This is a genomic window from Candidatus Tisiphia endosymbiont of Piscicola geometra (genome assembly GCF_964026415.1).
Classification (GTDB): Bacteria; Pseudomonadota; Alphaproteobacteria; order Rickettsiales; family Rickettsiaceae; genus Tisiphia.
Map to the genome: position 1 here is coordinate 268,364 of NZ_OZ032144.1, position 19,555 is coordinate 287,918.

The window sequence follows — 19,555 nt, forward strand, 5'->3', positions numbered from 1 at the left end:
AATGTGGTTGAAGTTAAGCATAGTTAATTCATATGATTATCTTTTATTGCTGTCAGCAAAGAGTTTTTTAAAACAAGAGCTTTTTCATTATATTTTTTAATGAAGTCAGGTAGCTTAGAACAGATTATATCAATATTTTGTTGAACCTTTTCTATGGCATTAAATATAGTTAACGGACAGTCAACACGGTTAACCGTTAACATATCACGTAAAAATTCATCATCATAAACATCCGCTGTAGGACCGACTAAACAAGGTACTCCTAAACCTAGGCTTTCTAAAACTATCATAGGGGAACATTCCGAATTAGTAATGTATAAAGTTAAATTAGTATTTGCCATCAATTTTATTAATTCTTTATGTGGTAAATTTTCAGGAAAAACTTTAAGTTCTACATCTTCCATCATCCAAGAAGCATATTTATTGTTATCTAAAGAGAAATTAGTATAACAACAAACTCGATCTTTGAACATACTTATCGCCGCAAATTGAGGGTAGAGATTCTTGATCCATATGTTTGATGTGCTCCATATACCAATTGTAAATTTACCAGCTTCTCGGGAAATTATCTTTTTTTCTAGCAGCAATGGTATGAAGTTTTGTAATAGATAAGATTGTACACCATTGGCTATAAGAAATTGTTCTAGACCATTTTTCAGAGTGATAATAGATTTAATTTTATGCTGCTTATATAAATTCAACCATCTATAAAAAGTTTGGCAATGACCAATACCTACCCATTGGGCAGGAGAACCATGCCATAAATAGTAGATATTTAAACAATTATCCCCTTTCATTTCATGTAGCTTCTCTACTAATTGAATATGAACATCAAGCCCTCCAGATATAATTAAGTTTTTAATACCTGTTTTTATAAGTAATTTTGCTATTTGAGTAATAATTTTGTCAGGTAAATACGAGTTAATATAACTTATCAAAACGTTGAGTTTTCCCATAGGAAAAGGAATGGTTTTATTAAATAATCCTTTAGTAGAATTAGCAACTCCAGGAAAAATGCTAGGATAAATTACATAAATATCATCCATATCTTTTTGCCCTAGAGGCAGCGGGTCTAGATTTCCGCCGTTGCTGGAATGACATCGATCTTGTTTTTGTCCTTGATATTTGATGATAAAATTTTTAAAATTATCATAGTCATTTTTTGAAAAAAAAGAATAGAACATAGTAATTATTCGTCTAACAGGCAACTTAACCCAAGAATATTTTAGAAGAAATCGGGCTATTTTCTTAAGAAAGGGTAAGGAAAGGAGTCTTGAGAGTAGTCTATACGTTACAGAGGAAGAATCTTTATTATTAACAAGCTCTATATTTCTTAAAATTTGTTGTTTTGTTTGTAATATCTGTTTTTTAGTATGATTATTTACTGAATCTTCTATAAATGAATACCATAAGTTTTGCATTTGAGTTTTATTTGCAAAGATTTCTTGATAAGACAGACAGTTTTGTTGTTTAATCTTTGCTAATAGTTCCCTTTCAACATTTAATTTTTTTATTGCATTTATAAATCCTGTATGATTCCGGTTAATTATAAATTCATGTTGCACCTCAGGTAACACCTCCCTAGCAATACCTACATCCGTAGTAATAATTGCACAACCAAATGCCATAGCTTCAATAATGGTTAGCGGCGTTCCTTCTTGCACAGATGCTATTAGCAAAATGTCTGTTTTTTTTAAAATCTCCCAAATTTCTTGTTTAGAACGTATTCGCTCATTTTTATCCACTATACATCTTTTGATATGAATTCCATCTTTATCCATCTGTTCTAGTGACGGTATAATTACTGTTTTTAGACCTTTATAATCAGGAGTACTACTATACCAACTTCCCCAAGAACTATTACCAATCCATGTTACAACTAAACTTGCATGATCTTCATCATGACTTGATTCCGCATCATGAATTAGTACATTATCATAAATTACTTGCCAAGGCTTTGGATAATATATGATATTTACATAAATATCATATAATCTTTTAGAAGTAGTGTAGTAGTTATCAATAAATTGGAAAGTTGGTAAATTTTTTAATATTTCACTTTCACTTTCAATAAATAGATGATCAGGTATGCTAGTGGTAATGGTAGTATTTACTAATATTTCTCCTGTAGCCTTACTATTACTAGAATTATCTGCTATGCTTCTTAGTAATTCTGTCAGATAGCCACGATAGAAAAAATGTATTAATTTAATAGAAGTATATTGGTTTAATTTGATTAAAAAATCCTTATATGTTTTGTAATCACAGCTGTAAATAATATGACAATCATATTGGTTGCTTAGCAAAGATTGAACATATTGAGCGACGTTATCAAAAGCCCATCCCCTAATATCAGATACTAAAATCAGGGTTTCTTTTGAATTCATAAATTTACACTAAATAGCTCTAATAATCCAGCTTCTAACTCATATACTGGCATATAATTTAAAAGCTGCTGAGCCAATTCTGTGCTGCCAACAGAAATATTTATACTCCCGGCCTGAGTTGGTAGATATTTTACCCCTTTGACAATAGCAATCTTATTAATTAGTTGAATAAGTTCATTTATAGAGTAGGTACGTCCCGTACAAACATTTAGTATAGGGGCTGAGCTACTCGCAATAGACAAGGCTCTAACACACATGTTGGTAACATCTGAAACATGTATAAAATCACGACTTTGATTACCCTCACCAAAAACAACCAGCTCCTTACCCTCTTCTACTTTCTGTTTAAATATTGATATTACACCAGAGTAATCAGAACCTCTAAGTTGCCCTTTACCATAAACATTAAAAAGGCGTAAACCACAGGTTTTAAGAGATTTAAGCTCACCAAAAACCTTAGCTTGCAGCTCACAGGCTAATTTATCCGCTGCATAAGGAGAAAGCGGGTTTACCTTACCATTCTCTTGTAAAGGAAAGTCACTTACTGTGCCATAAACTGCAGCAGATGATGCATATACAACGGGTATATTCTGTTTACTTGCCTGAAGAAATATATTAATAGTTCCTGTTAAATTCACTTGATGATTGTGATACCAATTATCAATTGATTCCTGTACATTTGCTATCGCTGCAAGATGGAAGCAACCATCAATATTTCTAAATAGTTTTTCTAAAATATTTTGATCTAAGATATTCCCTTGAACAAATTTAACATTTTTTTTTAACGAATTCTTGAAATCTCCTGTTGAAAGATCATCTAATATTACAACCTGATTACCTTCTTTTACTAGTAAGTTAACAAGATGTGAACCGATGAAACCAGCACCTCCAGTAACTAAATAATTTGACATATGCTATTAGTGCAATTAATTTTTATGATATAATTAAGTGGGTATTTGCTCTATAGGTATATTTATAGAATTATTATTAAGAAAAGCAAATGAAAAAAATTATCATTTTCACAAATACAGATTGGCACTTTTATGCCCATCTTCTACCAATTGCTTTAACTGCTAAAATGCAAGGCTATGAAGTAAAAGTGTTAACAAATATTAGTGAATTCAAAGATAAGATAGAACAGCATGGTTTACAAGTAATCCCAATTTCAATAAAGCGTGGAAGTATCAACCCTTTTACTGATTTATTATTATTAATCAAGTTAATTAGCATATTAAATAAAGAGAAACCGGATATATTGCATAATTTTACTATAAAACCAATTTTTTATGGGAGTATAACTGCCTTCTTATGCAGTATATGCTCAAAACAGAAGGGTTTACCGCAAGTTATTAACACTTTTGTTGGTATGGGTTTAATTTTTATAAGTAGCAATTTTTTGCTAAGATTAGTTAGAAGCATTATAGTTAGAATAATATCCATAATAGGATATTATAGAAGTATGTTATTTGTCGTACAAAACGATGATGATTTAGCCTTACTGGTAAAATTAGCTATAGCACCCAAAAATTTAATTGTTAAACAATGCAGCGTTGGTATAGAAACTGAAAAGTTTCCTTTTCTTCTAGAACCACTAGGTAATAAAATAGTGGTGGCATTGGTAGCTAGAATGATTATTGATAAAGGTATATATGAATTTATATATGCTGCAAAAATATTAAAACAAAAAGGTATAGATGCTGAGTTTTGGTTAGTTGGCGAACCTGATAAAGATAATAAGCAATCAATAGCACAATCAATATTAGAAGACTATCAAAATCTAGGATATATCAAATATCTTGGTTATCAGAAAAATATAGAAGAAATATGGAAAAAAGCACATATTGCAGTATTACCTTCCTACCGTGAAGGGCTAAGTCGTAGTCTTTTAGAGGCTGGAGCATATGGTAGAGCCATTATTACTACTGATGCCCCAGGTGGTAGAGAATTAATACAAGACCAAATAAACGGATTATTAGTTAAACCGCAAAATACAGAAGATTTAGCAAGAGCTATGGAGCTATTAATCACTATGCCTCTACTTAGAAAACACCTAGGTAAAAAAATTCGACAAGATATTTTAGAAAAATATGATTGCCAATTAATATCTGAGAAGATGGTTAATTTCTACGACTATCCCGAATAAGTATTTATAGTAAAACCTGTAATATTAGGTGACAAGAATATAACAATAATTTCTTAAAGGTTAATGATATTTTTTCTATTTATATCACCTAATTCAATAGGTTTAACTATATACCAAACTTACGTCACTACGAAAAGCCTATTTCTTAGCATTACCCACAAATATTTTGTCAGTAAGAGTACCACCATCATTGCGAGGAGCTGCAATGCAGCAATCAAGAGATTAGACATAGGCAAGCCAATCTATTGCCTTGATCCAAAATTAGTAATGACTATTTAACTTGATTATAAAGCATTTGTGCTCTTGCGTAGTTAATTGGTTTATTTCTTGGAATTTCTAAAAAATATTCTAGTTGCCATGCTTGAGTTTTTTTAGCTTGCTTGTTTATAACAATGTCCCAAGGTGGATATACCCTTATTGCTCTCTTACCACCTTGGTTATTATGCGAGACTATATCATATTTATACAAAACAGATTGTGGAAATATAAATTGACCAAACTTATCTCTTTTACGCGTTGTTACAATAAAAAGATCAATTGAATCTGCAATATCATATGGCTGGATTGATCCATTCCCAATTCTCTTCCATAGTGTTACAAATTGACCAATTTTTGTAGGAGTAATCTTAGCAACACGAAATCTAACATTCATAGAATTTAACTTGAACATGTAGGCTCCATATGCAATACTTTCACTTTCCATTACTGGTTCAGAACATATAAACTGACATGGATTATATATTAGATCTCTCGATGTAATAAGTTCCGAGTGGATTAAATCATTAGTACTCCAAGGTTTGCTGGTAGGATTACAAATAAGATTATTTACCATAGTACCACAGATTTGTTAAAAGTTGAGAATAGCTAAGTAACCAAAAATAGATTGCTTCGTAGTGCTTCGCTACTTCTTCGATAATAGACGTGGTAATTTGCATAATTATTCCCATAATTAATTTCCATATTTATGGTCATCCCCCCTTAGCCTGCCCTACTCCCTTTCCTCCACTACTAATTCGAAATGCCTCACTTTTATTTTTACCTAGAAAATCTTTAAAATCTTCTTTTGTAAACTTAAACTCAGTAATATTCTTTGCTGGACTTTTACTTGTATCAAATCTCTGATCTTGTTTTTTATCAATAGCTAATAATTCTACAAAATCATTTTTAATTTTACTCGGTGTTGTTGGATTATTTAAGGTCTTAATCAGTGATTCTATAGACTTGGTATCATTTCTAAGTTCATTATTGCGTGCAGTTGCTGCAACTATTACATACTCTTTTAATACAGCCTTGTTATCTTTCCCCTTCCAGCGTTCTTCCGTACAAAAAGATAACAATGTGTCAGCTTTTTCTTGATGATTTCGCATAACATCACGATCTTGCCAAGAGTTCTTTTTTTTAGTTTCTTCCGGTGGGGGTGGGGCTATGTGATTTAATAGCTTATTAAAAAAAGTTTTATTCAAATTTTCATTATCATAAACTTCATAAACATTTAGGAGAAATTTTTGTTGTTCAAATGCTTTATCTACCCCTTTACCAAGTTCAAAATTATCTAAATACTCCAAAGTCTGAAAACGACCTTTAATATGTAAGTAACTTGCATATTTTTCAGCATCATCAAAGCTGAGAGTAGATATACCTTGAGTATTTAATGCAACCGTATTTAATGCATTCTCACGTAAATCATCAAAAGTCTTTTTATTAGTTTCTGTGTGTATAAGATTTCCACCAACTTTAGCTAGCATTTTATATACTACATCAATTAAAAATTTCACTAGGGCATTTGGACCTTCAAAATTCTTAGCACTATATATAGCAATATTTGCTGAATCATCCATACCACTACCGAAGGCAAGAGCTAAAACCCTACCTTGCTTTTTTGCTAGGGTAACATTCTCAAAACCATCCAACTCTTCCGCAACATCGACTTTACTGTCATTTTCGGGGAAATAGTCTATAGGAGTATTGTCTCTATACCCCCCATCGACATACTCGACACCATCAATTTTTACAGGTTGAAAAACTAAAGGAAGAGAAGCGGAAGCATGGCAAGCTCTAGCAATTGGAACATCAGGAGTATTTTCAGCACTAAAAATTTGCAAAGTACTATCATCTCGCCTTACTGCAGTAATTAATAAGTCTTTAAATTGCACTGGATCAAGAAGTCTTAAAAGAGCTAAATCCTTAAAAAGGAGTTCACCACCCTTTTGACATTTGTCTGTTAATTCAATGAATTCTTTCCCGTTAGATTCTATTATAGCTTGAATTTTCTTGGATTGTTTTTTAAAATTTTGTTCCTGAAAATCTAAACCTTGAATATTTTCATTTATATCAGCAATCTGCTGACTATTACTATCATCTTGTTGTTTTAATGTTTCAATCGTATTTAAAAGATCTTGCCTTTTTTTGTCTAACTCTCTCAGTTCTTCTGAAATCCTTTCATATCTCGCTGTAGCAAGTTCCACAAAATTTTTGCCCTTTAAAAAATTATAAGCACCTTTTCTTATAGTCTTATCTACAAGCTCGTATAATGGAGTACCATCTTTGCTAAGCGGTACCGGACCAATTGAAAATCCTTGAGTCCCAAGTAAATCTTTGAAGTTTGTATTTTTTGAAATAGCTTCATATTCTTTAGGTGGTATACCAAATGCTGTCACTGCAGCAGCTATTGCCCCTGCCGATGATCCTGCAACTGCTTCTACCCCTTCAATTACTTTAGATTCATTCAAACCCTCATAAACACCAGAATATCCAGCCCCCTTAGCTCCACCACCACTAAAAGCCACATATTTAAAAGGACTTTGCTGCCTTTCTTGCATTTCTTTTTGTAATTTACTCATAATCTTTACTCAATTATTATAAGATTCTTATATAATTTCACCTTTTAGTATAGTCTTTCCGCTTAGTAAATTTAGCAGAAGACAAGAATACGCCAGTTCCTATGCCTAACAATACTGAAACCGTGAAAATACTGGCAATTATAAAATGTCCCAATACAGCCAAAACTACAGTAGTAATACAGACCATTATCATGAATATAATGCTACTTATTCTACCTTTTTTTGTTACGCTTTCATAAACCTCAATACTTTTAATATCCATCTGATGTCTATGTACTTGCTCTTTTTCTGCCATGGCAATTAGCTTTGTCAATGTTCCTGGATAAATATTTTCATATTCTGCCATTAAATCTACAGGTGGCAAAACATGTGCAAACTTCTTACTATAGAAGCTATTATCCGACTCCTTAGGATTACTAACTTTTAAATATCCTTTATTCAACCTATTGTTATTAGCAAAAAAACTTTTACTATCTTTCATATTCTTTTCTTATTTCTTGAAATGTTGAATTAATATCTTTTTCTACTCTAATAAAGTATTCAAGTAAATCTGTCTCTAGCTTTTTTCTTACTGTCGTTTGAGATATTTTAAATACACTAAAAAAGCCTATTAGGAAATGTCTTACAAATTCTTTATTCATTTATTCTCATATTAAATTATAAGATTAGCAAGTATGCAAGTTTAAGTATACTAGGTCATAGCAATTTTACATTTTTTATGTCACTACTGTTAAGAGTCCTTCCGAGCGTCTATTAGCGAGGAGTCACGAAAAAGCAGCAACGCGGCAATCTAGGATACGCGAAGCGTTACTCTAAAAAAACAGCTTCGCTGTTTACCTAGATCGCCACGGCATCTAAAGAGCCTTGCTATGACGATTATAGAAAAATGTAAGATACTATGATACTAGGTTCACAGCACCTAGAGTGATTATAACAAAGCTTTAAGAAAAATGGGAGAAATAATCTTTAGTTTTGATAAAAATTATTTTTTTAACCTCAGTTCAATGTAATAAATTATAGTCAATTCAGGAGGATTTGGTGCTAGGAGCGATGGAGCGACGCCTATATGTAATAGGTGAGCGACGAGTGACGACGTCACCAACTTCTCATCAATTGACTATATATAGTAGGCTCAAGTAATCATCGCCATTAGGGGGGGGTGTCACCAAAGTAACTCCTCGCTAATAGCTCTAGGCTATTTTCCCTATGACTTTTATGTTATACATAAGGTGAATTACTCATTAAATTGCTCTTTAATAATTCGATTTTCAAGGCTATTTTTTTTATCAAATAGTAACTTTATCTTCTTGTTTTTTACAGATTTAATTAATACTGACTTAATATTATCAAACTCTTGAAAATCTGCAGCTGCATTTACTGGTCTTTTATTACTTTCTAAGATTTCAAACTTTATAGTAGTAGAAAATGGTAGTAACGCACCATGCCAGCGTCTTGGACGGAAAGGACAAATTGGTGTGAGGCATAATACGTTTGACTCAAGTGGCAAAATAGGACCTCCAGCAGATAAGTTGTATGCACTACTGCCAGCTGGGGTTGCAACCATTGCCCCATCGGCTACTAATTCACTCATACGCTCAACTTGATCAATTTCGATCTTGAATTTAGCAGCTTGGTTGGTTTTACGAAATATTGATACTTCATTAATAGCTAGGGCAGTATAGGTTTTATTGTCTATGCTTTCGGCTTGCATTTTTAAAGGGTATAAATGAGAAATTATAGATTCTTGTAAATTATCCATTAACTTTTCAACAATAACTGGATTCATTAAAAACCCAATGTTACCAGAATTAATTCCATAAAAAGAAACATCAAGATGCATATAACGGTGTATCGCATGTAGTAATTCTCCGTCCCCTCCAACTACAACAATTATTTCTGCTTCTTCTACCTTACAAAACTTATAAACTAGTTCAAGCTGTCTAACTAGCTCTAATGATTTTTTAGCACTATTATAAACAATCGCAATTTTATTTAAATTAATTTTAGTTTTTGCCAACATAAATATAATAGATGATTAATTATTAGTATAACAACACATGAAGCCAGTACATCACTTAAAAAATGTCCTCCCATTAATATACGACTTAGTCCAACTAATGTACCAAAAATCAATGTGATACTATAAATTCTTGAGAAAAATATCAAAGGAGCAACATAAGCAAAACTAGTTAAGCTATACGCCATAGCTGCATGGCCTGATGAAAATGAGCAATTATGTAAACATTCATTAGAGATTGAGAAGGCTCTAGTAAAATTTTTTGTACCATTAAACTCTTTAATCTGCAGCGGACGAGCCCTACCAAAATTTTCTTTAAATATATAATTTACTAGTAGTCCAGGACCTATTGCTGTAGATAAAATTATATAAAAACCCCCTGAAATAATAAGCTTATTAAAAGTTTTGTACTTAACAATTAAGTAAAGTAGGTATAATAATATTACTATAGTCAGTATAGTAGTTAATATTGGAATAACTTCAAATAATAATTGTACAATATTATTGTTACGATAGATAAATCCATTATTGCTGTCGTAGAATAATTTTGAGAAATCTATATCCAAATTAGGAAATAGTATAGTTAATAATAAAACTATACCAAAGGTGAATATACTAGTATAAACTAAATTAGTATTAATCATAGACTAAAAGCCAAAAATAAGTTATAAAAGTATACTTAAATCCTACATCATATAGAAGTTAATATGTCATTCAACATTAAAAACCATAAAAATGATTTACTATTTTTACCACTTGGTGGTGCAAATGAAATAGGCATAAATGTCAATCTATATCATTATCAAGGAAAATGGTTGATGGTTGACTGCGGTAGCGGTTTTGCCGATGATTATTTACCAGGTGTTGACATGATAATTGCTGATATTAGCTTTATTGAACGCTATAAAAAAGATATAGTAAGTTTAGTTCTAACTCACGCACATGAAGACCATTTGGGAGCAATCCAATATTTGTGGAGTAGCCTAGAATGTCCAATATATGCCACTACCTTTACAGCAAATTTTCTAAAACTTAGATTAGCAGAATATGATTTTGCTAAAACTATAAAAATTCATGAAGTAAAGCCTTCGGCAAAAATAAATCTTGATCCATTCCAACTAGAGATGATACCGCTAACCCACTCAGCTCCAGAAATGCAGGCGATTATGATACGTACACAAGCTGGCAATATTCTCCATACAGGAGACTGGAAATTTGATAATGATCCGGTACTTGGTAAGAAAGCTGATGAAGCTCTACTAAAATCTTATGGTGATGAAGGGGTTCTAGCTTTAGTCTGTGACTCAACTAATGTATTTAATGAAGGAACTTCTGGTTCAGAAGGAGAAGTGCGTAAAAGTTTAGTAGATATTATAGCAGGTTGCTCTCAGATGGTTGTGGTAACAACTTTTGCCTCAAATTTGGCTCGTCTTGAGACTCTAATTCACGCAGGTCAGATGGCAAAAAGAAAAGTTGTCCTATCGGGAAGAAGTTTGCATAGAATTTTGCTTGCAGCACAGGAAAGTGGTTATATGAAAGATATTGCCCCTTTGATCGATGAACGAGATATAGCAAGATTTAAAAGGCAAGAACTTTTAGTTATTGCTACTGGTTGCCAAGGTGAGCCTCTAGCAGCTACTGCAAAAATGGCAAATAATAGTCACCATAGTATAAAGTTAGCTCCTAAAGATACAATTATATTTTCTTCAAAAATTATTCCCGGCAATGAAAAGAAAATTTTCCGTATGTTTAATATTTTTGTGAGGTCAGGAATTGAAGTGGTAACTGAACGAGATCACTTTGTACATGTTTCTGGGCATCCATCAATTGACGAACTCAAACACATGTACTCTCTAATTAGACCTCAGATTTGTGTACCAGTGCATGGTGAGCCGGTACATATACATGAACACGCGAAATTAGCTCGTAAAAACGGTATAAAACATGCTGTTGAAGTCGAAAATGGTAGCTTATTATTACTTGATCCTCATAATCCTCGTATTTTATCCAAGGTAACAACAGGTTATTTAGCTGTAGACGGCAATTATCTTTTACCAGCAGACTCATCGATTTTTAGAACTCGTAGACGTATGCGTGATTCTGGTATAGTAGTGGCAAGTTTGGTAATAAATAAAAATGGTAGCCTTAGTTGCAGACCTATTTTATCTATGCCGGGTCTTCTTGACTCTGACGATGATGCACAGCTAATTAATATGATTAAAGATGATATTGCTGAAACGATAGAAATTCAGAGGAAATCAAAAGGTAACATTCTCAATGAACAGATTGAGAATGCTGTAAGATCGGCTATTCGTAAGACATTGAAACATGAGATAAATAAATCACCCATTATCATAGTCAATGTGGAAAAAGCTTATTGAAAACTAGTTTATTAATCTAGTTTATTGAATGCAAGTTAACTAAGGAGATATTATATTATGAAATCATATAGTTTTACATCTGATGATGCTGCAGAAAATATAGATAAAGACTTACAATATATGGCAGAGTCCTTTGATCCTAAACATGACAAAGATTATCAAAACAATCCTCAATCTCGTGAAAAGCAGGTTAACAATGATATAGACCGCGGTTTCTATCTTGAATCTCAAGACGGTAAACTAGTAGACTTAATAGATCAGTGTAAGTTAGGTAAAGATCAGGACTATAAGGTAACTTATCAAGATCTGCATGATATATTAACAAAAGATTATCATTTATCACAAAAACAAACTAAATATATTTTAGCTGCAAATCACCAAGGGGGTATAGCTGGTGGTATAGGTGGATTGACTCCACTAAGATTTAAAGCATTTAATAACTATGGATGCGATCCTACGAATGAATGGCTAAGAGATGGTAGTATGTCCAAGATCACTATAGATAAAGATCGTAACGTATCATATATTGGCGGACAGAATTTCATGTTTGATTGTAGTATGGGTGCTTTCTTGCCACAGAGTAACCTTAGGAAGATGATGGGTACGGAATTTAATAGTCAAGATTATATGGCTGTAAATATTACCGCTACGTTAGGAAAAGTAGGAGATATTGAACCAAAAACGCAGGTAGTAATTGATGTGGCTGGTACTGGTAAGATTGCTGATCGATTTATTGGCGATATACAAACAATCCAAACAAATTGTGAGCAAAAATCCCCTCAAGCAATTATTGATAGCAATAAGGCTTTATCGAAAGAATTATTAACTGCTCCTCTTAATGAAAATCAATATAAAACAGATATGAAAGAAAGAGTTGCAGAAATCATATCAGATGAAAGAGTGAAGCCGGAAACAATAAGCGCATTTAAAAAAGCAAATGGTGCTACAGAGGCTTTAGCTGACGTATTGATAGAACAAATTGGTCAAGCAATTGCAACTCAAAAAGATACAAAGACAGGGAAATTAAGTTCACAATCCGTTAATGACATTGCTAAAAAAGCTGCGGAACAGTTAAATAAGTTTATCGATAATCCAAATAAATATACAGTAAAGAAATTTACTAAGCAATTAGTAAATGATCAAGCTGCATCATCGAATACGATAATACCAAGGAAGAATTTTATTAAAAGAATTTGTGAATATTTAAAAGACAAATGGCATGGATATTCTGATGACAAGAGCAAACTACCATTGGCTGAACAATTGAAGAATGAGGCAAAATTTGTCGGACAAAAAGCAAAATCACATATGTCATCTAAAGCACCAACGTCACCACCTCCACATAATGAAAAAACAGAAGGTAAAGGAAGAGGTTAGGAAAATTTTTAATAGACTTCTTGCAGCAGTAGAATTATGTAAGAAGTCTAATCTTCGCATCAGCTGGTCTAATATATAACGGTTCTATGGAGTTAGAGAAATTGTGCTTCCTTATTAGACCTCTTGCGAAATTCGCTTCTGCTAGGGAATTTGCAGGAGACACTTCACCTTGAACCGCAGCGTACTCAAATGTACGTGAGGATTCGAGTGCCGGATCGACGCACAAATTACCAGCAGAAGTAGAGTTACGCAAGAGGTCTATTTTATCGGCTATATATTTACATATATGCAGTGCCTTAACTCTAGTAAAACGAGGTAAGATTGTTAAATTTTTTATATCCCTAATCTTGTCGTATATCATCTCTACCCCACTACCTGCACAGACATTAATAGCAGCATTTTCTGTATTTAATAATTCCACAGCTTGGTCATAATTTATCAGTGACGGAATAGAAGCTTGTTCATTTTGGTCAAAAACTTGGCTATATAATTGCCCTCTATATGCATTGAGAAAAATAAAAATTTTATCATAATTTTTTACTTGCCTGCTGGCTCCCCACCAGGAAAACTCAAAATTAGATATAGTAGTGCCTATTATATCTGTACTTAGCAAAATGCCTTTTGCCACTGATAAGCCTATTCTAATGCCTGTAAAACTACCCGGGCCGTTTGTAACGGCTAAATAATCTAGGTCATGATAAGAAAGCTTTGCTATTTTCAATGCTTCTTCAATCATTGGCACGATAGTTTCAGCCTGCATGGAAGACCTTAATTCCTCAATATAGGCTAGAATAATCTGATCTTCAGAGATTGCAACAGATGCACTATTATTTGCCGTATCAAATGCTAAAATTTTCATTTATAATATATACTGCTATGATTTCAAGTTTTGTAAGTATACTCAATTATAATGACAATGGAAATAAATAGAACAATTTTTAGACTGTACGACATTCGTGGCAGCAGTCTAATAGATATTAATCCAACTATTGCTTATAAAATTGGCTTTTGTTTTACCAAAATGCATATATCAAAGCAAGGGAATGAAATATTTATAGGATGTGATGGTAGATTAAGCTCCCCTGCCCTTTACCATGCTTTGGTTAATGGTATTATTTCAGCTAAGGGGAAGGTTACCTCAATAGGTATTGTACCCTCCCCTGTTTTATATTTTGCTGATAAAATATTTAAGCCACAAGCTAGCATAATGATAACAGGATCCCATAACCACAAAGATGATAATGGCTTTAAGTTGTTATCACAAGGAGAGTCTTTTTTCGACCAACAAATACAAGATTTACTGAATAATATTCTAAGTCAAGATTGGTCCACCAATCTTATTATACCAAAAAATTTTCTAGCACTAAGTAATATACGCAATTTAAATGTTACCGATAAATATCTAGATAGGATTTTGCAAGGAATAACTATAGAACCTCAAATAAAAGTCGCATGGGATCCTGCCAATGGTGCGGCTGGAAATATTATTGACTTATTAGCATTAAGATTACCCAACAAAAATATCGTTATAAATTCAGAAATTGATGGTAATTTTCCTAATCACCACCCAGATCCAACTATTCCCAAGAATCTAGAACAACTAATAGAGATAGTTAAGACTCAGGATTGCGATATTGGTATTGCATTCGATGGGGATGGAGATCGTATAGGCATTATAAGTAAGAAAGGACGAATAATTTTAGGCGACCAAATTCTTGCTATATTGGCAAAAGATGTAATTGAGCAAAATCCAAATGCAACTATTATAATGGATATCAAATCAAGTAGCAGCATATTTAATCAAATTAAGTCCTATGGTGGAAATGTGATAATGTGGAAAACAGGTCATTCCTTTATCAAAGATAAGATGCAAAAAACTAAGGCGTTACTTGGCGGTGAAACTAGTGGTCATATATTTTTTGCTGATAAATATTATGGATATGATGATGCAATTTATGCTGCCCTACGGTTTGTTGATTTACTATCAAGGTCAAAAAAAACTTTGGACGATATGATAGATGAGTTACCTAAATGTTATAGTACCCCTGAAATTAAGATTTCTGTATCAGATAACCTTAAATTTGATATTATTCAGCAAATAAAAGAGGATTTAAACAGTAGAAATATCACTTTTAACGATATTGATGGTATAAGGGTTGACTCACATAATATGCCCAATGAATCTCAAGGGTATGCATGGTGGTTACTAAGAGCTTCAAATACTGAAGCTAAAATTATTGCTAAATATGAATCAGATAGTTTGGAAAAACTAAATAGTCTAAAACTAGAGCTTTCATCTTTACTAGCCAAACATGGTTTGAAGCTATAGCTAACCCGAAAATATTTTAGCTACTCAATAACACTATGCACTTCATACTTTACGCAAGTTGTCTTGATAAATACGATAAAGGTTTATAATTGTTTGCTCATAATCAATAAGTTCTTGTATAGTCCAATTAAAATTGGTAAAGATGTCGTACGCTTTATTTAGCCCAGTATTAATAGCAGCCACATTCAACATGCCACTAGGCAGTAACTCTCTTATCTTTGCTGCCTGTATCTTTTTATATTCATGGTGATTTGCTGTACCAAATTCTGCTATATCATGCATCTCATTGGTTCGTACCTGCATTTCCACATCACGTCTAGGGTTGCCGACACTCGTAACAATATGCAAGGAACGATAACCATTATCTTTAGGATAATCAATATAATTCTTTTTCTCTATTGTTTTAACAGAATAGATGCCACAGATAATATCTAACACTTTATAACAATATTCTAGCTTATCAACTATAAATCTAAAAGCAACTAGATCCTTTAATTCGTTAGTCTTTAGTATCATCTTATTTAAGGCAGAACAAGGGTCTTTTAATCTATAATATGTTGTTGCTGCTATATCATGTTCACTTAGCTTAGTACTAATAATATCGGCTATTTTATGTAAATCGTTAGTATCTTGAAATTGCATATTTGATATTCTAGTTAAGTTGTCGTGAATTTGTTTTTAAAATAATGTTATGGAGTCTTTGATGCTAACAAATAAAAATAAGCTTGTCAATTGATAGAAAGTTATTTATTGAATAAGTATATAGGCAATTATACCTACTAAGAACAGACTTCTTTCGAAACTCTACTTCTGCTGGTGATTTGGACAATGATGCGGTACTCGAATCCGTAACGGAATTAGAGTATACTCGGTGAACTTCAAGAATTGGCGTTGTCGTGTCTAAAGATCGAAGCTGCTCATGTACTAATGTACGCTACGCTGCTCGACTTTGCTACTGCCTAGCTCTTCTTGAAGTTATACTATCGTCTACCAACTCTTCATTTACGAGCAGTATACGCTGTGGTTCGAGGTGAAGCGTCTCCTTCAAATCCCTCAGCAGAAGTAGAGTTTCGAAGGAGGTCTATTTTAAAAAACAAACTTTTCTATCATTAGTTACAACTTTTAAATGACCCTAATTATGGGACTTGTTTAATCCCATAAAATTCTTTAGCATTTTTTAGTATAACACCAAATTCCTCGTCATTAGGTGTTTCAGGTGTTGCGTCTTCAATAAAAGTACCACCAATGACTCCTACATCATTCACACCAGTATTTGGCATATGTTTTGGGAAAATATAAAAATCACGCTCTATTTTTTGTCCAGACTTAGTTTTACCTTCATCCCAACGAGTCAAAATCATATATTGTATATCTTTAGGATTTTGATCTTTAAGCATAATCAAGTGACCTTGGACTGACACCAATTTTTCATCATTATTAAGCTTACTAGCACCAAGTCCAGTACAATTGAAGATAAATTTTCCATCAAGTTCAGCAAATGAGTTAACTTTTTTCTGTACAAACTTAATATTTTTACTTCTTAAATATTCGTTAAGTTCTGCCATAAGTATGCCTGTATCCATAAAAATACCGTCATCATATACAATCATCTTCCTTGTCGTACCATTATCAAAGTCAACTGTCACCTCTTTTGCTGGTTTCATGACCTTACCAACATAAGGCTCTAAACCAGATTCTTCCCGAGTTCTAAAATAAGTTGGAACAATGATAGCTCCTTCCTTAAAGTGTGGATGCTGTTTCTTAGCGATTGATGCATAAAATTTATAAGCATCAATTTCTATTTTCTGAAGAACTGTCTGTATTTCTTGATCATTATCCATAGATACTGGAGCAAGTAAGCCACCCGCATTATTAGAAGCCAGTCCATCAAATTTTTCTGCAACAATCGTAATATTCTTAAAACCTTTTTGTTCTAAATCATAAGCTGTAAACAATCCCAAGACGCCTGCTCCAATAATGGTAATTGGCGTATCTTTTGTAAGATCAGTTGCATATTTTGAGTTTATAAGTAAGTTATTAACGTACTCAGCAGAACCAGGTCCAAGAGTCCAGCCACTACCACCATGCCCATAGTTATTAGCGATTATTTTACTATCTTTTTCCTCTACACTCATTTTAGGAGAACCATGTCTCATTGGACGATAACAAAGTATTTTTTGTCCCAAATATGCAGTGTCTAATTTTGGTGGAGTAATTTTTCTAACCTCACCACTAATTGCCATTGTTAAAGTTGGTGTTATAACCATCAGAGTAGCAATGCAAAGTACCTTAATTTTCTTGAGCACAATTGTAACCTTTAAAAAAATTTAATTTAGAGTTAATATAGATATTGGTGCATTTTAGTAAAGAATAATTGTATTATTCTACATACAAGAAAAGTAGAATTTTTGTATTAATGTCACAATATTAATTATATGGTGAAACCGTGGTGGATGATGATGTAATACAACAAGCTTTACCATATATAAATAATTTTATAAGTTGAATTCTAGGTAGACTTATTTATTTTAATATAGTTTTCACCCAAAATATTCTTAATTTATGATTCCAAAAACATGACCATAGATGAAAAAATTTATATTACTATATGCGTATTATTTGCAATTCTCATTGTAACAGGTAATTTAATATATCAAAAGTTTGTTTTCTTACCAATATTACCTTTTTATACTTTTGAACTTTCTGTAGGTGCAATAACATACCCATTAACATTTTTACTTACTGATTTAATTGCTGAATTTTATGGGAAAACCAAAGCTAATTTCTGTGTTAAACTTGCACTAGCTATGAATATAATTGTTGTATTAATTATAGCAATAATGGATAGGTTAAATGCCACAGAATGGTCTAAAATCGATAATATAACTTTTCATAAGGTTTTTGGGTTATATAGTATTGCTTTCATAGGTTCAATTATTGCCTGTTACACTGCTCAACTCATTGATATTACAATTTATTTATGGATACGTAAAGTTACTCATGCTAGATGGCTATGGCTTAGGAACAATGGCAGTACAGCAATTTCGCTATTTGTAGATACTTGTATTGTTATTAGCTTCATGAGTATATTTGGAGTTCTACCAATAGATCGTATGTGGTCACTTATAGTGAACAGCTATTTATTTAAACTTTTCTTCACAATATGTAGTACTCCTTTATTTTACATAGGAGTTAGCATAATAAAATATGTTATTAAATATAAAAGTTAATTTTATATTTTTATTCCCCTATAAATTGTTCTCGTATCTTACACAAGTTATTTTGCAAACTATGCCAAAGAATTTCAATTTCCTGCTCTTAAGCCATTAGTTCAAGCATAGTCCAATTAAAATCATTAAGATATTCGTGTAACATAAAAGGCATATCATTATTAGACTTCTTTCGAAACTAGACAATGATGTAGAATGGTGTTATAAATATCTGATTTGAAGTAATAATGAAATTCGAACATATTAAAGAGTTAGAGGATGAAAAATTTCGTCGATTAACAGGAGTAAAGAAGGGAACATTCTCAAAGATGGTGGATATTTTGAGGCAAGCTGATGGTCTTAAGAAATCAAAAGGAGGGCGTAAAAATAAGCTCAATTTGGAGGAACAGTTGCTGATGGCCTTAGAATAGACTTCTTTCGCAACTCTACTTCTGCTGGTGATTTGAACAATGATGCGGTACTCGAATCCGTAACGGAATTAGAGTACGCTGCGGTTCGAGGTGAAGCGTCTCCTTCACACCCTTGCGCACAAGCGATTTTCGAAAGAGGTCTAGTATAAGATTTTCATCAACTTCACTTCTTTTTTGAAAAGGAAAGTTTTTGGGCTTACTACTAATATCACACAAACCATTTTTACCTAATACTTCATAGCGTTTGTACCACTTGCGTAATGTAAAGCGTGAAATACCATAATGTTCGCATACCTTTCCTGCATGCTCTAATTGTTTATATAACTTAATACAACTCAAACGCAACTTAATCTTAGCATCCATTACAAATGACCTTGTAAGTCCCTAACTTAATTCCTATTATAACAAGCTGTAGTAATCAAGTTTTTTAATAATTAGATA

The 19,555-nt window shown here is 32.5% G+C and carries 17 protein-coding genes and 1 pseudogene; 6 read left to right on the plus strand and 12 right to left on the minus strand.

Annotation, left to right across the window (positions count from 1 at the left end):
- Nucleotides 1–23 precede the first annotated feature (23 nt).
- Together AAGD26_RS01280 and AAGD26_RS01285 are read right to left on the minus strand one after the other, a co-directional pair.
- Entirely contained in the window at nucleotides 24–2,387 is a 2,364-nt protein-coding gene (locus AAGD26_RS01280) for a glycosyltransferase (protein WP_341751906.1), read from the minus strand.
- Nucleotides 2,384–3,298 (minus strand): NAD-dependent epimerase/dehydratase family protein, encoded by a 915-nt coding sequence (locus tag AAGD26_RS01285; protein ID WP_341751907.1) that lies wholly within the window; start codon nucleotides 3,296–3,298, stop codon nucleotides 2,384–2,386. Before AAGD26_RS01285 ends, AAGD26_RS01280 begins: the two co-directional genes overlap by 4 nt.
- Nucleotides 3,299–3,387: 89 nt before the next feature.
- Here AAGD26_RS01285 and AAGD26_RS01290 point away from each other — a divergent pair, with 89 nt between their 5' ends.
- A complete protein-coding gene (locus tag AAGD26_RS01290) occupies nucleotides 3,388–4,530 on the plus strand; it encodes a glycosyltransferase family 4 protein (RefSeq protein WP_341751908.1) in 1,143 nt (380 codons plus the stop codon).
- A 271-nt stretch (nucleotides 4,531–4,801) separates the two neighbouring features.
- Here AAGD26_RS01290 and AAGD26_RS01295 read toward each other — a convergent pair whose 3' ends face one another.
- The 6 genes from AAGD26_RS01295 to AAGD26_RS01320 form a co-directional block, all read right to left on the minus strand.
- Nucleotides 4,802–5,362 (minus strand): MepB family protein, encoded by a 561-nt coding sequence (locus AAGD26_RS01295; protein WP_341751909.1) that lies wholly within the window; start codon nucleotides 5,360–5,362, stop codon nucleotides 4,802–4,804.
- Between the two features lie 136 nt (nucleotides 5,363–5,498).
- Nucleotides 5,499–7,370 carry a patatin-like phospholipase family protein gene (locus AAGD26_RS01300; RefSeq protein ID WP_341751910.1) on the minus strand — a complete coding sequence of 624 codons (1,872 nt, stop codon included), beginning with the start codon at nucleotides 7,368–7,370 and terminating at the stop codon, nucleotides 5,499–5,501.
- Between the two features lie 37 nt (nucleotides 7,371–7,407).
- Entirely contained in the window at nucleotides 7,408–7,851 is a 444-nt protein-coding gene (locus AAGD26_RS01305; protein ID WP_375331754.1) for a DUF2335 domain-containing protein, read from the minus strand.
- Entirely contained in the window at nucleotides 7,841–8,011 is a 171-nt protein-coding gene (locus tag AAGD26_RS01310) for a hypothetical protein (RefSeq protein WP_341751911.1), read from the minus strand. Before AAGD26_RS01310 ends, AAGD26_RS01305 begins: the two co-directional genes overlap by 11 nt.
- A gap of 593 nt (nucleotides 8,012–8,604) precedes the next feature.
- Nucleotides 8,605–9,372, minus strand: coding sequence for an NAD kinase (locus tag AAGD26_RS01315; protein ID WP_341752280.1), 768 nt, complete (start codon nucleotides 9,370–9,372; stop codon nucleotides 8,605–8,607).
- Nucleotides 9,363–10,031, minus strand: a complete 669-nt coding sequence (locus AAGD26_RS01320; RefSeq protein ID WP_341751912.1) for a phosphatase PAP2 family protein — start codon at nucleotides 10,029–10,031, stop codon at nucleotides 9,363–9,365. Before AAGD26_RS01320 ends, AAGD26_RS01315 begins: the two co-directional genes overlap by 10 nt.
- 63 nt (nucleotides 10,032–10,094) lie before the next feature.
- On the opposite strand from AAGD26_RS01320, the gene AAGD26_RS01325 reads away from it, so the two are divergent.
- Both AAGD26_RS01325 and AAGD26_RS01330 read left to right on the plus strand, forming a co-directional pair.
- Nucleotides 10,095–11,768, plus strand: a complete 1,674-nt coding sequence (locus AAGD26_RS01325) for a ribonuclease J (protein WP_341751913.1) — start codon at nucleotides 10,095–10,097, stop codon at nucleotides 11,766–11,768.
- A gap of 57 nt (nucleotides 11,769–11,825) precedes the next feature.
- Nucleotides 11,826–13,145 carry a hypothetical protein gene (locus tag AAGD26_RS01330; RefSeq protein WP_341751914.1) on the plus strand — a complete coding sequence of 440 codons (1,320 nt, stop codon included), beginning with the start codon at nucleotides 11,826–11,828 and terminating at the stop codon, nucleotides 13,143–13,145.
- 34 nt (nucleotides 13,146–13,179) lie between these two features.
- Here AAGD26_RS01330 and tsaB read toward each other — a convergent pair whose 3' ends face one another.
- On the minus strand, nucleotides 13,180–14,004 hold the full coding sequence (tsaB, locus tag AAGD26_RS01335) for a tRNA (adenosine(37)-N6)-threonylcarbamoyltransferase complex dimerization subunit type 1 TsaB (RefSeq protein WP_341751915.1): 825 nt from the start codon (nucleotides 14,002–14,004) through the stop codon (nucleotides 13,180–13,182).
- A 57-nt stretch (nucleotides 14,005–14,061) separates the two neighbouring features.
- Here tsaB and AAGD26_RS01340 point away from each other — a divergent pair, with 57 nt between their 5' ends.
- Nucleotides 14,062–15,474: a phosphomannomutase/phosphoglucomutase gene (locus AAGD26_RS01340; protein ID WP_341752281.1), complete on the plus strand. Its 1,413-nt coding sequence runs from the start codon at nucleotides 14,062–14,064 to the stop codon at nucleotides 15,472–15,474.
- A 42-nt stretch (nucleotides 15,475–15,516) separates the two neighbouring features.
- Here AAGD26_RS01340 and AAGD26_RS01345 read toward each other — a convergent pair whose 3' ends face one another.
- Together AAGD26_RS01345 and AAGD26_RS01350 are read right to left on the minus strand one after the other, a co-directional pair.
- Nucleotides 15,517–16,116, minus strand: coding sequence for a bifunctional (p)ppGpp synthetase/guanosine-3',5'-bis(diphosphate) 3'-pyrophosphohydrolase (locus AAGD26_RS01345; RefSeq protein ID WP_341751916.1), 600 nt, complete (start codon nucleotides 16,114–16,116; stop codon nucleotides 15,517–15,519).
- A 494-nt stretch (nucleotides 16,117–16,610) separates the two neighbouring features.
- Nucleotides 16,611–17,780, minus strand: coding sequence for an FAD-dependent oxidoreductase (locus AAGD26_RS01350; protein ID WP_341751917.1), 1,170 nt, complete (start codon nucleotides 17,778–17,780; stop codon nucleotides 16,611–16,613).
- Between the two features lie 270 nt (nucleotides 17,781–18,050).
- Here AAGD26_RS01350 and AAGD26_RS01355 point away from each other — a divergent pair, with 270 nt between their 5' ends.
- Nucleotides 18,051–18,704 carry a queuosine precursor transporter gene (locus AAGD26_RS01355; RefSeq protein ID WP_341751918.1) on the plus strand — a complete coding sequence of 218 codons (654 nt, stop codon included), beginning with the start codon at nucleotides 18,051–18,053 and terminating at the stop codon, nucleotides 18,702–18,704.
- Between the two features lie 227 nt (nucleotides 18,705–18,931).
- Nucleotides 18,932–19,111: pseudogene (locus AAGD26_RS01360) on the plus strand (IS5/IS1182 family transposase); the annotation flags it as partial.
- 18 nt (nucleotides 19,112–19,129) lie between these two features.
- Here AAGD26_RS01360 and AAGD26_RS01365 read toward each other — a convergent pair.
- Nucleotides 19,130–19,477, minus strand: coding sequence for a helix-turn-helix domain-containing protein (locus AAGD26_RS01365; protein ID WP_341751919.1), 348 nt, complete (start codon nucleotides 19,475–19,477; stop codon nucleotides 19,130–19,132).
- Nucleotides 19,478–19,555: the final 78 nt, after the last annotated feature.

Excerpts from the sequence above, each read along its gene's own strand:
- AAGD26_RS01280 (WP_341751906.1), bottom strand. The coding sequence starts at position 2,387 with ATGAATTCAAAAGAAACCCTGATTTTAGTATCTGATATTAGGGGATGG.
- AAGD26_RS01285 (WP_341751907.1), bottom strand. The coding sequence starts at position 3,298 with ATGTCAAATTATTTAGTTACTGGAGGTGCTGGTTTCATCGGTTCACAT.
- AAGD26_RS01290 (WP_341751908.1), top strand. The coding sequence starts at position 3,388 with ATGAAAAAAATTATCATTTTCACAAATACAGATTGGCACTTTTATGCC.
- AAGD26_RS01295 (WP_341751909.1), bottom strand. The coding sequence starts at position 5,362 with ATGGTAAATAATCTTATTTGTAATCCTACCAGCAAACCTTGGAGTACT.
- AAGD26_RS01300 (WP_341751910.1), bottom strand. The coding sequence starts at position 7,370 with ATGAGTAAATTACAAAAAGAAATGCAAGAAAGGCAGCAAAGTCCTTTT.
- AAGD26_RS01305 (WP_375331754.1), bottom strand. The coding sequence starts at position 7,851 with ATGAAAGATAGTAAAAGTTTTTTTGCTAATAACAATAGGTTGAATAAA.
- AAGD26_RS01310 (WP_341751911.1), bottom strand. The coding sequence starts at position 8,011 with ATGAATAAAGAATTTGTAAGACATTTCCTAATAGGCTTTTTTAGTGTA.
- AAGD26_RS01320 (WP_341751912.1), bottom strand. The coding sequence starts at position 10,031 with ATGATTAATACTAATTTAGTTTATACTAGTATATTCACCTTTGGTATA.
- AAGD26_RS01325 (WP_341751913.1), top strand. The coding sequence starts at position 10,095 with ATGTCATTCAACATTAAAAACCATAAAAATGATTTACTATTTTTACCA.
- AAGD26_RS01330 (WP_341751914.1), top strand. The coding sequence starts at position 11,826 with ATGAAATCATATAGTTTTACATCTGATGATGCTGCAGAAAATATAGAT.
- tsaB (WP_341751915.1), bottom strand. The coding sequence starts at position 14,004 with ATGAAAATTTTAGCATTTGATACGGCAAATAATAGTGCATCTGTTGCA.
- AAGD26_RS01340 (WP_341752281.1), top strand. The coding sequence starts at position 14,062 with ATGGAAATAAATAGAACAATTTTTAGACTGTACGACATTCGTGGCAGC.
- AAGD26_RS01345 (WP_341751916.1), bottom strand. The coding sequence starts at position 16,116 with ATGCAATTTCAAGATACTAACGATTTACATAAAATAGCCGATATTATT.
- AAGD26_RS01355 (WP_341751918.1), top strand. The coding sequence starts at position 18,051 with ATGACCATAGATGAAAAAATTTATATTACTATATGCGTATTATTTGCA.
- AAGD26_RS01365 (WP_341751919.1), bottom strand. The coding sequence starts at position 19,477 with ATGGATGCTAAGATTAAGTTGCGTTTGAGTTGTATTAAGTTATATAAA.